14 protein-coding genes and 1 pseudogene are annotated in these 13,798 nt (G+C 64.6%); 9 read left to right on the top strand and 6 right to left on the bottom strand.

All coding sequences use genetic code 11. The features are described from left to right. Positions 1-66 precede the first annotated feature (66 nt). Together Q4543_RS22075 and Q4543_RS22070 are read right to left on the bottom strand one after the other, a co-directional pair. Positions 67-336, bottom strand: a pseudogene (locus tag Q4543_RS22075) (transposase); the annotation flags it as partial. A gap of 112 nt (positions 337-448) precedes the next feature. Beyond that, entirely contained in the window at positions 449-733 is a 285-nt protein-coding gene (locus Q4543_RS22070) for a hypothetical protein (protein ID WP_303441933.1), read from the bottom strand. Between the two features lie 234 nt (positions 734-967). Between Q4543_RS22070 and Q4543_RS22065 the strand changes: the two genes are divergently transcribed. Further along, entirely contained in the window at positions 968-1,354 is a 387-nt protein-coding gene (locus Q4543_RS22065; RefSeq protein ID WP_303441931.1) for an excinuclease ABC subunit B, read from the top strand. Between the two features lie 135 nt (positions 1,355-1,489). On the opposite strand, the gene Q4543_RS22060 is transcribed toward Q4543_RS22065, so the two are convergent. Next, on the bottom strand, positions 1,490-2,287 hold the full coding sequence (locus tag Q4543_RS22060; protein WP_303441929.1) for a VOC family protein: 798 nt from the start codon (positions 2,285-2,287) through the stop codon (positions 1,490-1,492). A gap of 250 nt (positions 2,288-2,537) precedes the next feature. On the opposite strand from Q4543_RS22060, the gene Q4543_RS22055 reads away from it, so the two are divergent. From Q4543_RS22055 to ptsP, 6 genes are all read left to right on the top strand, one after another. Then, positions 2,538-3,122, top strand: coding sequence for an HNH endonuclease (locus tag Q4543_RS22055; RefSeq protein WP_216005161.1), 585 nt, complete (start codon positions 2,538-2,540; stop codon positions 3,120-3,122). Positions 3,123-3,181: 59 nt separating this feature from the next. Next, positions 3,182-4,390, top strand: a complete 1,209-nt coding sequence (locus tag Q4543_RS22050; RefSeq protein WP_303441926.1) for a 3-deoxy-D-manno-octulosonic acid transferase — start codon at positions 3,182-3,184, stop codon at positions 4,388-4,390. A 50-nt stretch (positions 4,391-4,440) separates the two neighbouring features. Then, a complete protein-coding gene (locus Q4543_RS22045; protein WP_303441924.1) occupies positions 4,441-4,860 on the top strand; it encodes a DUF1178 family protein in 420 nt (139 codons plus the stop codon). Continuing rightward, positions 4,860-5,498, top strand: a complete 639-nt coding sequence (locus tag Q4543_RS22040) for an SDR family oxidoreductase (protein WP_303441922.1) — start codon at positions 4,860-4,862, stop codon at positions 5,496-5,498. The genes Q4543_RS22045 and Q4543_RS22040 overlap by 1 nt, the downstream gene beginning before the upstream one ends. Before the next feature lie 112 nt (positions 5,499-5,610). Further along, entirely contained in the window at positions 5,611-6,849 is a 1,239-nt protein-coding gene (locus Q4543_RS22035) for an aspartate kinase (RefSeq protein ID WP_303441921.1), read from the top strand. A gap of 144 nt (positions 6,850-6,993) precedes the next feature. After that, positions 6,994-9,228 (top strand): phosphoenolpyruvate--protein phosphotransferase, encoded by a 2,235-nt coding sequence (gene ptsP, locus Q4543_RS22030; RefSeq protein WP_303441919.1) that lies wholly within the window; start codon positions 6,994-6,996, stop codon positions 9,226-9,228. 388 nt (positions 9,229-9,616) lie between these two features. Here ptsP and Q4543_RS22025 read toward each other — a convergent pair whose 3' ends face one another. Together Q4543_RS22025 and Q4543_RS22020 are read right to left on the bottom strand one after the other, a co-directional pair. Next, positions 9,617-10,369: an EcsC family protein gene (locus Q4543_RS22025; RefSeq protein WP_303441917.1), complete on the bottom strand. Its 753-nt coding sequence runs from the start codon at positions 10,367-10,369 to the stop codon at positions 9,617-9,619. A 48-nt stretch (positions 10,370-10,417) separates the two neighbouring features. Then, positions 10,418-10,903 (bottom strand): GNAT family N-acetyltransferase, encoded by a 486-nt coding sequence (locus Q4543_RS22020; protein WP_216005173.1) that lies wholly within the window; start codon positions 10,901-10,903, stop codon positions 10,418-10,420. Between the two features lie 79 nt (positions 10,904-10,982). On the opposite strand from Q4543_RS22020, the gene Q4543_RS22015 reads away from it, so the two are divergent. Further along, on the top strand, positions 10,983-11,585 hold the full coding sequence (locus Q4543_RS22015; protein WP_303441914.1) for a flavin reductase family protein: 603 nt from the start codon (positions 10,983-10,985) through the stop codon (positions 11,583-11,585). Between the two features lie 104 nt (positions 11,586-11,689). Here the strand turns inward: Q4543_RS22015 and Q4543_RS22010 are convergent, their stop codons facing one another. After that, positions 11,690-13,294 (bottom strand): SulP family inorganic anion transporter, encoded by a 1,605-nt coding sequence (locus tag Q4543_RS22010; RefSeq protein WP_303441912.1) that lies wholly within the window; start codon positions 13,292-13,294, stop codon positions 11,690-11,692. A gap of 183 nt (positions 13,295-13,477) precedes the next feature. Between Q4543_RS22010 and Q4543_RS22005 the strand changes: the two genes are divergently transcribed. Then, on the top strand, positions 13,478-13,735 hold the full coding sequence (locus tag Q4543_RS22005; RefSeq protein ID WP_303441910.1) for a hypothetical protein: 258 nt from the start codon (positions 13,478-13,480) through the stop codon (positions 13,733-13,735). The last annotated feature ends 63 nt before the right edge of the window (positions 13,736-13,798 follow it).

Here is a 13,798-nt window from a genome sequence, read left to right as displayed (position 1 = left end):
GTCACACCCGGCCGCGCGCTGCGCTACGCCGGGGGCTCCGCGCGCGGCCTCCTACACCAAGCGTTGGGACACTACCATTTGAAGGGCGTCCGGCATGGCCCCGCTTTGGTTCAAGGTTTCCATGACTCCCCCCAAAGCCCGCCAACGGCCAGCGTCGGAACTTCCGGTAGACGCTCGATCAATTGCCCAACTTCTCGGGCGGGTCTCGCCAGTTCGCGCGATCGCGATCTAGAAAACCCCATCGAGAGCAAGACGATGGTTGATAGGTTTGCGCCCGTTCGGAGCTCCGGAAGCCAAGATGAGCCGTTCAAAGAACGCCCATTCCTGGTCCGACATCACGCCTCGTGCCAAGCTGGTCTAACCAGCTTGACTCACGCTCAAGGCTCACTGAGAACGCCTTTTGTCAACGCATCTCAGGCAAAACAGCGGCACTCGTTACCTTAACGGATCAATCGTCGGCAGGTGGCGTCACATCGACGGTCGGAACCTTGACCTCTGCCTCCTCGGTGTCGACGTCGATATCGACATCCGGTACTTCGACGGTCTCGGTGGTGGTGCCAGTGGTGATCGAGCCGACCTCGGCGTCCACCTCGGGCAGATCGCCGCCCTCGACCGAGACATCGACATCGGGCAGCGCGCCCTCTTCGGTCACATCGAAATCGATCATGTAGGCGCCAAAGGCAATGGCAGCGATGGCAACAACGGCAATTCCAACTGCGGCTCCGGTCTTCATCAAGTCTCTCCTTGGTAATTGCTGCGCGCGCCACGTCGACGCCGCGATTGTTCACACAACGATGACCCTTATGAGATTGTTCCGTGTAATCTTGCGCCGTTCCGGTAATCTGCCGATCCTGGCCAGACGCATCCCCGGGGTGCCGTGTTGCGCGTTGCCCCTCATGGACAGCAAGCGGGCTTGTCGGGCATGAAGGTCGCACAGAGTCTCTGACCCGCCCCAAGGATGCAGACCATGAGCCCCAGACTGACCCTTACCATGGCCGCAGTTGCGTTGCTTTCTGCCTGCGCCACCCCGCGCGAGGCCTGCCTCAATGCCGCCGCCGGGCCATGGCGGTCGGCGATGAAGGAACGCCAGCGGATCGCGGCAGATCTGGCGCGCGGCTACACTTTCGAGACCCGGTACGAACGCCACCGCGTACTTGCCACCTGCCGCGGACCGGGGGGCGCGCGCTACGCTTGCTGGGACAGCCGGACCGAGCCGGTCACCCGCCGCGAGCCGGTCGACCGCGCCGCGCTTCTGGCGCGCGATCGCGAGCTACAGCGCGCCTTGCCGGTGCTGCGCAGCGAGGCCGCCCGGGATTCGGCGCAATGCCGGGCCACCTATCCCGCGCCGGAGTGAGCCGCTTTGCCGATGCGCCACCGACAGTCAGAGGCTCAGGCGCCCCGCCCCTCGTATGAGTGACGTCCAATCGAGGACGACCCAAGCCCCGCAAGGCGGCGGCCCTGTTTTGACATGGGCCGCTGGCTGCCCGCATCACCCCGGCACAAACTCGATCTCTGCGCCAAAGGCCGAGAGACCGACCCCTGCCTGCGTTTCGCGAAAGGCGAGGCCCTCCGCCTCGAGCCGCGCGATCAGCGCAGCAAGATCGTCCACCGCGACCCGGTAGCCTGCAAAGCCCTGCGTTTCCGCCTCGATCACCGTCAGCGCGGCGCCCGGCAGCGGCACGCTGCCCTCTGCGGCCTGCGCCCCGGCAAAGCGCCCGAGAAAACTCAGCGTCGCCCCAACGTCCTGCGCCCCCAGCGTGACGCCGGTGACATTGCGCGCCCCGTTCGGGTGCTGCTGCAGGTCCGCAGACCAGAACGCAGCGGGAAAATGCTGCTGGCAGGTAAAGAACCCAGCCTCGGGCAGCGAGTCCTGCGCGGCAAAGGCGAGGGTAAAGGCGACATGGGTTTCGCTGCCGTCGGCGCGCTGGCCCTTGCGCTCGAAAAAGAACGGCTCGAACGCGCCGATCCCCTCGGCGGCAAAGCGCTGCGCATCGGCGCGGGCGTCGTCGCTATCGAGCACCAGCATCGCCAGCCCCTCGCGCCGGGCGATGGCTTGCTGCATGAAGGCCCCGAAGCTGAAGCGCCCCGGCGCGTGCGGCTCGATCAGCGCCGCATCGCCCACCGCCACGAATTCCAGAAACGACGAACCAAACTGCACGAGCCGGTTTTCAGTGCCCCAAGGGTGGCGATTGCGCGCGCCGACACGAAACCCAAGGCGCTCGTACAGGCGGACAACCGCGTCAAGATCGCGGACGGCGAAGACAAGATGGTCAATGCGGCGGCTCATGGGCTGTCCTTTCAGAGGCATATCGCCGCCGACCCTGCCCGCAAACCCGTGCAACGTCACGCCTTTGCCGTGCGGAATCGGAGATTTCGCCTGTCACATGAGCTTTACGCAAATGCGGTAGCAAGAAGCACGCCACTCAAGGTTGCGAGGCTTGCCAGATATCAAGCGCAGGATATAGTGGTTTGACGCTGGGGCGGGCTCCCCGCCCTGGTGCCATGTACGGGCAGACAGGGCAGGAAAGACTCGATCAATGATTGGCGACTTCAGAACGCACTTTGTCAGGGAACCTTCGGCGCTGCGACATCATCCGGCGCTGGTGCTGAATGCGGATTTCAGGCCGCTGTCCTATTACCCCCTGTCGCTATGGCCATGGCAAGAGGCGGTGAAGGCGGCTTTCCTAGACCGGGTGGACATCATCGCCGAATATGACGAGATCGTCCGAAGCCCGTCGATGACGCTGAAAATCCCCAGCGTGGTGGTGCTCAAAGATTATGTGAAACCAAGGAAGCGCGTGGCATTCACGCGCTTCAATCTTTTTCTGAGGGATGAATTTCGCTGCCAGTATTGCGGATCGAAGGGCGATCTGACCTTCGATCACGTGGTGCCGCGCGCCAGCGGAGGCATCACCAGCTGGGAAAACGTCGTGGCGGCCTGCGCGCCGTGCAACCTGCGCAAAGGGTCCAAGTCGCTGCGCCGCGCGAACATGAGCCTGCGCAAGCCGCCGCGCCAGCCCAGCGCGTCCGAGCTGATGAATGTCGGGCGCAAATTCCCGCCGGGGCACCTGCACGAAAGCTGGATGGATTACCTGTACTGGGACGCCGTGCTCGACGCCTGAGGCTTGCCCGCCGCGCGCTGCTGCCCTAAGCCTCTGCGTGCTGTCACTCCGGGAATGCCATGTTTCTCTATCGCCTGCTCGTTTCGGTCTTTGCCGCGCTGGTGCTTTGCCGTCTTGCGCTGCGGCGCGACTGGCCCGCGCTGCGCGACCGGCTGGCGCGCGGGGCCGCCGATGCCGGCCCGCATCTGTGGTTGCACGCTGCGTCCAACGGCGAACTGGCCTCGGCCCGGCCCATTCTGGATGCGCTGCGCCGCGCCCGGCCCGACCTGCCCATCGTGATCACCTGCAATTCCGCCTCCGGCGTCCGGCTGGCGCAAAGCTGGGGTCTGGCGGCGCGGCTGGCTCCGCTTGACCTGTGGTGGGTGACGCGGCGGTTCCTGCGAAACTGGGACGTGCGCGCCCATGTTGCGATGGAATCCGAGCTGTGGCCACACCGGGTACTGCGCTGCCCCGGCCCTGTGCTGATCATGGGCGGCAGGCTGAGCGAGGGCACCGCCCGGGGCTGGCGGCTGTTCGGCGGGCTGCAGCGGCGGCTGCTGCGGCGGCTTGCGTGGGTGTCGGCGCAAGATGACGGCTCGCGGGCGCGCTACCGTGACGCCGGACTGCCGGACGGTGCCGCCGGGCCGGTGGTCGACCTCAAGGCGCTGTATGTACCGCAAGCCATGAGCGATCCGGCGCTTGCCGGGTTTGACCGCCACACCACATGGCTTGCCGCCTCGACCCATGAGGGCGAAGACGCGGTGGTGCTTGATGCCCACCTTGCCGCCCGCGCCGCAGAGCCGGGCTTGCGGCTGATCCTTGCGCCGCGCCATCCGCACCGCGCCAGCGACATCGCGGCGCTGGCACAGGCACGAGGGCTGAGCGTCGCGCGGCGCAGCTTGGGAGAGCCGCCCGAGGCGGATGTCTACATCGCCGATACGCTGGGCGAGATGCCGCTGTTCTACGCGCTGGCCGGGCGGGTGTTCATCGGCGGCACCCTGACGGACCGGGGCGGCCACACTCCCTACGAGCCCGCCGCCTACGGCGCGGCGCTGATCCACGGCCCTGACCTGCGCAATTTTCGCGCCCCTTTCGCCCGGTTGAGCGCTGCCGAGGCCGCCTTGCCCGTAGGCGATGCGCAAACGCTGGCGGCGGCGCTGGCGCAGCTGAGCGGACCGGTGCAAGCCGCGATGGGCGCCAAGGCGCAGGCCACGCTGCGCCCCCAAGCAGATGCCGAAACCCTCACCAATGCGCTGGTGCAGTGGCTTCCCCCGACGCCCCGCGCTTGAATAACGCGTGCGAAACATTAGATATTCATAAGTAGCATCGAGCCACAGCCATGATCCATTACAACCTCAAATGCGCGCAGGATCACCGCTTTGACAGCTGGTTCCAATCCGCAAGCGCCTTCGACAAGTTGCACGCCGCCGGGCTTGTGACCTGCTCAGTCTGCGGCAGCGCCGAGGTCAACAAGGACCTGATGGCGCCCCGCGTCAGCGCCGGGGCCGAGCGCGATGCGCCGCTGTCGGCGCCAGCCTCGCCCGCCGAACAGGCGCTGCGCGAGATGCAGGCCGAGATCGAGAAAACCAGCGATTACGTGGGCCGCGATTTTGCCCGCGAAGCCCGCGCCATGCACGAAGGTGACAGCCCGAAGCGGGCAATCTGGGGCGAAACCCGCGGCGACGAAGCCAGGAAACTGATCGAAGACGGAGTGCCCGTTGCCCCCCTTCCCTTCCGCCCGAAACGAAAGAACAACTGATGCGCATCCTGATCACCGGCGCGAACCGTGGCATTGGCGCGGCGCTGGCCGCCGAACTGTCCGCACGCGGCAACGACGTCACCGGCACCGCCCGCAACATGGCGGGCCTCGCACCGCTGGACGTCACGGACCCGGACTCGATCGCCAGCCTTGCCAAGTCCATCGACGCGCCGCTTGATGCGCTGATCTGCAACGCCGGGGTCTACCTCGACAAGGGGCAGTCCATCGACGGCTATCCGCAACAGATGTGGGCCGACAGCTTTGCCGTCAACGTCACCGGCGTGTTCCTGACGGTTCAGGCCATGCTGCCCCTGCTGAAACAGGCGCAAACCCCGAAGATCATGATCATCTCGTCGCAGATGGCCTCGGACACCCGCGCACCGGGCGGCAGCTACATCTACCGGGCCTCGAAGGCGGCGGCGCTGAACCTCGGGCGCAACCTTGCCACCGATCTTGCACTGCAAGGCGTGGCAGTGGGCATCTATCACCCCGGCTGGGTGCAGACCGACATGGGCGGCGGCGCAGCCGACATCACGCCGCAGCAATCCGCCAGCGGCCTTGCCGACCGCCTGTCGGCGCTCAGTCTTGCCAGCACCGGATGCTTCGAGTGCTGGGATGGCCGCCCCCACCCATTCTAGTCCGCCGCGACCGGCGGTCCTCCCGGCGCAACACCAACGCGCTGAGCCTCTTGCGCAATCCCCGCCCCCCGCGTAAACCCCGGCTGATTCAGGACCACCCGGAGGGTGCTTCATGCCCGTTCTCGTGATGAAATTCGGCGGCACGTCCGTCGCAACGCTCGACCGCATTCGGCGCGCAGCGAAACGCGTTGGCGTCGAGGTGGCCAAGGGCTACGACGTCATCGTGATCGTCTCTGCCATGTCGGGCGAGACCAACAAGCTTGTCGGCTTCGTCGAGGAAACCTCGCCGCTGTTCGACGCCCGCGAATATGACGCTGTCGTGTCGTCGGGCGAAAACGTCACCGCCGGGCTTATGGCGCTGACGTTGCAGGAAATGGACGTGCCCGCACGATCCTGGCAGGGCTGGCAGGTGCCACTGGTGACCACGAGCCAGCACAGCTCGGCGCGCATCGTCGATATTCCGACCGACAATATCACCCGCAAGTTCGGTGAGGGCATGAAGGTCGCGGTCGTTGCGGGCTTTCAGGGCATCTCGCCCGAAGGGCGCATCACCACGCTGGGCCGGGGCGGATCGGACACGACCGCCGTCGCCTTTGCCGCCGCCTTCGATGCGCAGCGCTGCGACATCTACACCGATGTGGATGGCGTCTATACCACCGATCCGCGGATCTGCGACAAGGCCCGCAAGCTTGACAAGATCGCCTTCGAGGAAATGCTCGAACTGGCCTCTCTGGGTGCCAAGGTGCTGCAGACCCGCTCTGTCGAACTGGCGATGCGCTACAAGGTGAAGCTGCGGGTGCTCAGCAGCTTCGAGGAACAATCGGACGAGGCCGGAACCCTGGTCTGCGACGAGGAGGAAATCATGGAACTGAACGTCGTTTCCGGGGTCGCCCATTCGCGCGACGAGGCAAAGATGACCCTTGTGGCGGTCGAAGACCGCCCGGGCATCGCCGCTGGCATCTTCACCCCGCTCTCCGAGGCGGGCATCAATGTCGACATGATCGTCCAGAACATCTCGGACGAAGGCCATACCGACATGACCTTCTCCTGCCCGGTCAATCAGGTGGCGCGCGCCGAAAAGGCGCTGAAAGCCGCTATGGAAGCGGGCAGCATCGCCTTCAGCGAGCTGGTCGCCGATACCGAGGTCTGCAAGATTTCGGTCGTGGGCATCGGCATGCGCTCGCACACTGGCGTCGCCGCCAAGATGTTCAAGGTGCTCTCCGAGGAGGGCATCAACATCAAGGTGATCACCACCTCCGAGATCAAGATCTCGGTTCTGGTCGAACGCAAATACATGGAACTGGCGGTGCAGGCGCTGCACCACGCTTTCGATCTCGACAAGGCATCCTAACCTCTTGGGGCGCCGTCTCTGGCGGCGCCCCTGACCATTGGACAAAAACGGTTTTCCCGCATAGGTTGATCCGAGTTTCTCCTTCCCCTCGCCCCCGCCCGTCGCCTATAGCTGAGGGGCAACAGGACTGGGAAAAACCGTTTCATGATCGACCGTTCCGAAAGCGAAAGCCGCAAGCTGCTGGGCCGTCTTCGGGACACCATGGCCGAACAGGCCGCGGGTCAGGAACGGCTCGACAAGATCGTGCACCTGACCGCCGATTCCATCGGCTCCGAGGTCTGCTCGATCTATCTCTTCCGTGATTCCGATACGCTGGAACTTTGCGCCACCGAAGGCCTGAAGAAAGAAGCGGTGCACCAGACCCGGATGAAGCTGGGCGAAGGCCTTGTCGGGCGCGTCGCCCGCACCGGCAAGATGATGAACACCGCCGACGCCCCCTCGGAACGCGGCTTTCGCTACATGCCGGAAACCGGCGAAGAGGTGTTTTCCAGCTTTCTCGGCCTGCCGATCCAGCGCCTTGGCGAAAAGCTGGGCGTGCTGGTGGTGCAGACCAAGGCCAAACGCGAATTCACCTCGGACGAGATCTATGCGCTGGAAGTGATCGCCATGGTGCTGGCGGAAATGGCCGAGCTGGGCGCCTTCATCGGCGAAGGCGCCGCGCTCAAGGCGCGCCACACCGAACCGCGCCTGCTGCGCGGACTGAGCGGTCAGGAAGGCACCACGGAAGGCCACGCATGGCTGCACGAACCGCGCGTCGTGGTCACCAATCTGGTCTCGGATGACCCCGAGCGCGAGCGCCGGCGGCTCGACAAGGCCATCGAGAAGCTGCGCGTCAGCGTCGACGAAATGCTGACCGGCACCAGCGGCGAGCAGCTTGAAGTGCTTGAAACCTATCGCATGTTTGCCAATTCCAAAGGCTGGCGGCGGCGCATGGAAGAAGACATCGACCTTGGCCTCTCCGCCGAAGCGGCGGTGGAGAAGGAACAATCCAACGCCCGCGCCCGCATGAGTCAGGTCACAGACCAATACCTGCGCGAGCGGCTGCATGATCTGGACGATCTGTCGAACCGCCTGCTGCGGCTGCTGACCGGACAGGGTGCCGAAACCGGTGCCGAAATGCCCGCCGATCCAATCCTGATCGCGCGCAACATCGGGCCCGGAGAGCTGCTCGATTACGGTCGCAAACTCAAAGGCATCGTGCTCGAGGAAGGCTCTGTCGGCAGCCATGCCGCCGTGGTGGCGCGGGCGCTGGCGATTCCGCTGGTGATTCAGGCCGAACGCATCACCACCGAAGCGCTGAACGGCGATCACATCATGGTCGACGGCGATCAGGGGATGGTGCACCTGCGCCCGGATGACAGCATCGTCAGCGCCTTCCGCGACAAGATCGCGATGCAGGCGCAGGCGCAGGAGCGGTATTCCTCGATCCGCGACAAGCCCGCGGTCTCAACCTGCGGCAAGCGCGTGCACCTGTATATGAACGCGGGGCTTCTGGCGGATCTGCCGTCGCTGATCTCGTCCGGGGCGGAAGGCGTCGGGCTGTTCCGCACCGAGCTGCAATTCCTGATCCGCAACAAGATGCCCAAGCGCACCGAACTGGTCGAGGTCTACAAGCGCGTCATGGACAGCGCCGGCGACAAGCCGGTGATCTTCCGCACGCTCGACATCGGGTCGGACAAGGTTCTGCCCTACATGAAGCCGAACGACGAGCCGAACCCGGCGCTTGGCTGGCGGGCGATCCGGGTCGGGCTCGACAAGCCCGGCGTGATGCGGATGCAGATCCAGGCCTTGCTGCGTGCCTCTGGCGGGCGGGCCCTTACGGTGATGTTCCCCTTCGTGGCACAATACGAGGAATTCACCGCCGCGCGCGCCGAGGTGGGCAAGGCTCTTGCCATCGAGCGCAAGCTTGGCCACCCGGTCCCCGAGACCGTGACCATCGGCACCATGCTGGAAACCCCGTCGCTGGCCTATGCACCGACGAAATTCTTCGAGGACGTCGCGTTCATTTCCATCGGCGGCAACGATCTCAAGCAGTTCTTCTTTGCTGCCGACCGCGAGAACGAACGGGTGCGCCGCCGCTACGATACTCTGAACGTGAGCTTCCTGAGCTTTCTCGAGAACATTGTGATGCGCTGCTCGGACACCCAAACGCCATTGAGCTTTTGCGGCGAGGATGCCGGACGTCCGATCGAAGCGGTCTGTCTTGCGGCGATCGGTTTGCGGCGTCTGTCGATGCGCCCTGCCTCGATCGGGCCGGTCAAGAGCCTGATCATGCGCACTGACCTTGATGGGCTCTACGATGTGATCTGCGAAGCCCGCGCTCGCGGCGAACAATCCGTCCGCGACGACGTGATGGGCTTCTTGCGAACGCAAGGCTGAGCGCTTGCACCAATGGCCGCGATGACGGCGACAGAACCCTCTGCAGGTATCGGCGCAGCACATCGCCCGGGCAGCGCAACGTAGCGTGCCGCTCGTTCTGCTTGTCTGGCACGCATGTCTTAGTCTTGACCCGAGGATCGGCAAGTGAGCGTCCGGCACGGCGAATGCCCACCGTACCGGACGCAGTTGTTCTTGTCGCATCGCGCCCATTCTGGTCGCGGACACTACCCGCGCGTTTTGCGCGGGGTCAGGCCTCCGATTTGCATACAGCCTCAGGAATTCAGCCCCGGTTCGGCAGCCCCCGAATGATGCCGGCTAAAAGCCCCTGCGGAGCAGCTTTTGCCAACATCCGCATGCCCTACCTATGCCCTGAGTCGGAAAAATCCGATTAACGCGACCTTTGAATTTCAACCGCAAGCGCTGAAAGCAATGCCCCGCGGTCCTGCCCGGAGTCACGCGCCAGCTTCATCAGCCCAAAATGCACCCGCGCCATTTCCTGATAATAGCTGGTGTAGGCATAGTTCGTCGCTGCCCCCGCCGCCGCGCCAAGTATCGGCACGGCCTGCGCCGCCAGTTTCTGCCCAAGCACCGTCGCAAACCGGGGGGCGACTTTTGAAATCACACCATGCAACGTCGCCCCTGTCAGGGTCACACGCGCCGACAAAAACGCCATATCCGCCCCATCGTCCTTGTCGAGCGGCCCTGCACTGCCAAACACCGCAAGGCATTCGCGGCGGATTTCGGGGGCATCCGGATCAAAGCCATGCTCGGCGGCGATCCCCTGAATCGCCCGCAACAGCACCGTGGTGGTAACCGGGATCTCGGCCAACGCCGAGGGCAGCCCCCCTGCGCCGCCAGCCGCCCCCATCGCGGTGGTCAAGGCCGTGTTCAGCCAAGAACGCTGATCCTTCACCACCCCGCGCGACGATGCCGCCACGTTCGACGCCGTCTCAAGCGCCCGCGAGGTCGCACCTTCCAGCCGGTCCTTGATCCCGTCAGGCAACCTTTCAAGCAGGTTCTCGGCCTGCCCACCGATCACGTTCAGCAAGGTCATTCCCACGCCCCCCGCCGAACGGTATCGGCGGGCGAGCGCAACAATTTCGCCCTGCGTGGATTGCGGCACAAGCGCGGTTCCGGTCATCCTGAAATCTCCCTTTGCAAGGTTAACATCGGGCCTCTGCGCCGGTTTTCAAGAATGCCGCGTCACCTCCCCAGCAACCCCCTCCCATGCACCGGGAGTCAACGCGTATCCAAGCACCCGCTCGGGATTGGTCGGCGGCGGCATAACGATCTGATCCAACTTGAAAAACCCAAAGCGGCGGTAATATGGCTCATCCCCGACCAAGATCACCCGCGCCCATTCCAGCGCTCTGGCCCGTTCGATCGTGTCGCGGATCAGCGCCGCGCCAAGCCCCTCGCCCTGCGCCGTCGGGTGCACCGCAACCGGCCCGAGCAACAACGCCTGCCAGTGCCCGATGCGGACCGGCCAGTAGCGGATCGCGCCGCCAAGGATCCCCGTTTCGTCCCGCGCGACCCGGCATAGCTCGGGCACCGGAGGCACATCGTCGCGCAGCCGGTATGACGACAGCACCGTGCGCCCCGGAGCGAAACAAAGATCGTACAACGCCTCGACTTCCCACCAGTCTCCCGGCTTTTCCTGTGACAGAGTGAACAGTGCGCCATCCCCTCGTGCATTCGGTTCAACTTCGTCCTAACAGGGAATGAGATAAGCGCAACCATCCGGGATGACAGCTATGTTCTACCGCCCCGAAGACGGCCACGGCCTGCCCCACAACCCCTTCAATGCCATCGTCTCACCGCGCCCGATCGGCTGGATCTCGACACGCGGCACCAGCGGAGACAACCTCGCCCCCTACAGCTTCTTCAACGCAGTGTCCTATGTGCCGCCGCAGGTGATGTTCGCCTCGACCTCGTCGAAGGAAGATCGCGGTGACACCAAGGACACCGTCGCGCAGCTGCGCGAACACGGGGTATTTTGCGTGAACATCGTGGAATTCACCATGCGCGACAAGATGAACACCACCGCTGGCCTGTGGGAGGCCGAAGCCGACGAATTCGCCCTTGCCGGGATCGACAAGGCCGAATGCAGCAGTATCGACTGCCCCCGCGTCGCAAACGCCCCCGCATCGCTGGAATGCAAGGTGGTGCAGACCCTGCGCCTGCCCGGCGAAGCGAATTTCGTAACCTTCGGCGAGGTCACCGGCGTCCACATCCGCGATGATTGCCTCGTGGACGGGCGTTTCGACGTCACCCGCTTCTCCCCGCTCACCCGGCTCGGCTACCGCGACTATTCGGTCATCCGTGAAGTCTTCGAACTCAAGCGCCCCGGCGAATGACGCGCGGCCCCCGGCTTCATCTTGCCGGATAAACTCCGGGGGGAGCCGCAGGCGGGGGGCCGGCCCCCCTTCCAACCTCGACGCCGCGCCCCCCGGAGAACGGCTCAGTGCCCGCCAAAGATACCCGTGCGCACCGGGTAATCCACCGCCAGCGCATAATCCGGGTCGTCCTCGCTGTCGACGATCAGGTGCCCCGCCTTGCTCAGCAGCCGGTGACAATCGCGCGACAGATGGCGCAGCGCAATCGCCTTGCCCTTTGCCTCGTATTTCGCCGCAACCGCTTCGATAGCCTGCAACGCAGACTGGTCGACCACCCGGCTGTCGGCAAAATCGACGATCACCGATGTCGGGTCCCCTGCCACGTCGAACAATTCGACAAACCCCTCGGACGAGCCGAAGAACAGCGGCCCCTGCACCTGATAGACCTTGGCCCCTTCCGGCGTGCGGTAGCTCTTGGCATGGATGCGCCGCGCATTGTTCCACGCATAGGCCAGCGCCGAAACGATCACGCCGACGACCACCGCCACCGCAAGATCCGCGTAGACCGTCACCACGGTGACCAGCACGATGACAAAGGCGTCGATCAGCGGCACCTTGAACAGGATGCGCAGGCTGTTCCACGCAAACGTCCCGATCACCACCATGAACATCACCCCGACCAGCGCCGCCAGCGGGATCAGCTCAATCAGCGGCGAGGCGACAAGGATGAAGCTCAGCAGGAACAAGGCCGCGACGATGCCCGCGATGCGTGTGCGCCCGCCTGATTTCACGTTGATCATCGACTGGCCGATCATCGCGCAACCGCCCATGCCGCCAAAGAACCCGGTCACCAGATTGGCCATGCCCTGCGCGATGCATTCCTGCGACGCGCCGCCGCGCTGGCCGGTCATCTCGCCCACGAGGTTCAGCGTCAGCAGGCTTTCGATCAGCCCGATCGCAGCAAGGATCACCGCGTAGGGCAGGATGATCTGCAAGGTCTGAAGATCAAACGGCACCCCCGGAATGTGGAACGCAGGAAGCCCGCCCTCGATCGAGGCCATATCCCCGACGCGCGGCGTCTCGAGCCCAAAGATGATCACCACGATGGCGGTCACCGCAATGCCCGCCAGCGGCGCGGGCACCACCTTGGTCAGCTTCGGCAGCCCCCAGATCACCGCCATGGTCAGCACCACAAGCCCCAGCATCACCACCAGCGGCAGGCCGGTCAGCCATTCGGCCCCGCCCGATCCCGGCACCTTGAACTGCGTCATCTGCGCCAGAAAGATCACGATGGCCAGCCCGTTGACAAAACCCAGCATCACCGGATGCGGCACCAGCCGGATGAACTTGCCCCAGTGCAGCGCCCCGGCGATCAGCTGAAGCAGCCCCATCAGGACGACGGTGGCAAACAGATACTCGACGCCATGTTGCGCCACCAGCGCCACCATCACCACCGCCAGCGCCCCGGTCGCCCCCGAAATCATGCCCGGACGGCCACCAAAGACCGCCGTGATCAGCCCGACCAGAAACGCAGCATAGAGGCCCACCAGCGGGTTCACCCCGGCGACAAGCGCAAAGGCAACCGCCTCGGGCACCAGCGCCAGCGCAACGGTCAACCCTGACAGGATATCGGTCTTGACCTGCCCCGCTGTCAGCGCCGTGGTCGGAGAGACCCGCAGATCGGGCATGGTGATACTGTTGGCGTAGCGCGCCAGAAGGGACTTGGCCATGGTTCGTCCTGTACGTTGTCCGGGGTTTGCTCCCCGTTACTGCAATGCGGCGAAAATGACCAGCCGCTAGCATCCCCGACGCGCCGCCGCGCCCGCCCCTTTGCGAGCTGGCCAGGCCCTTCGCCTGTTTCACAGGTGCAACGCAGAGAGTGGCCAGAGGCTTACGATACCCGAAAGCGATCCGTGAAAACACTCATTGCAGCCGCGTTTTTCGCACTTACCGCTGCGGCCTCTAGCGAAGCCGCAACCTATGCCTTCACCTATGAATTCGCCAGCGGCCAGCTGGTCTACGGCTCGTTCGAGGGTGATCTCGACGGCTCCGGCACTATCATCCTGACCGGCACCAATGCCACCCTCACGCTGGGCGGCGTCCAAAACACGGCAATGATCGACATGTTTATTTTCCTGGGGCAGCGTCGGCACCCCCTAACAGGCCGCTGAAAAACTCCTGCTGTAAGGAACGTTTTCCCTTGAGCTGGCGTTCGATGCAGCTCGGTTCGCGAG

Source organism: Salipiger sp. 1_MG-2023 (genome assembly GCF_030547555.1).
Taxonomy (GTDB): Bacteria; Pseudomonadota; Alphaproteobacteria; order Rhodobacterales; family Rhodobacteraceae; genus Salipiger.
This window is presented reverse-complemented; position numbering and strand designations above follow the sequence as displayed.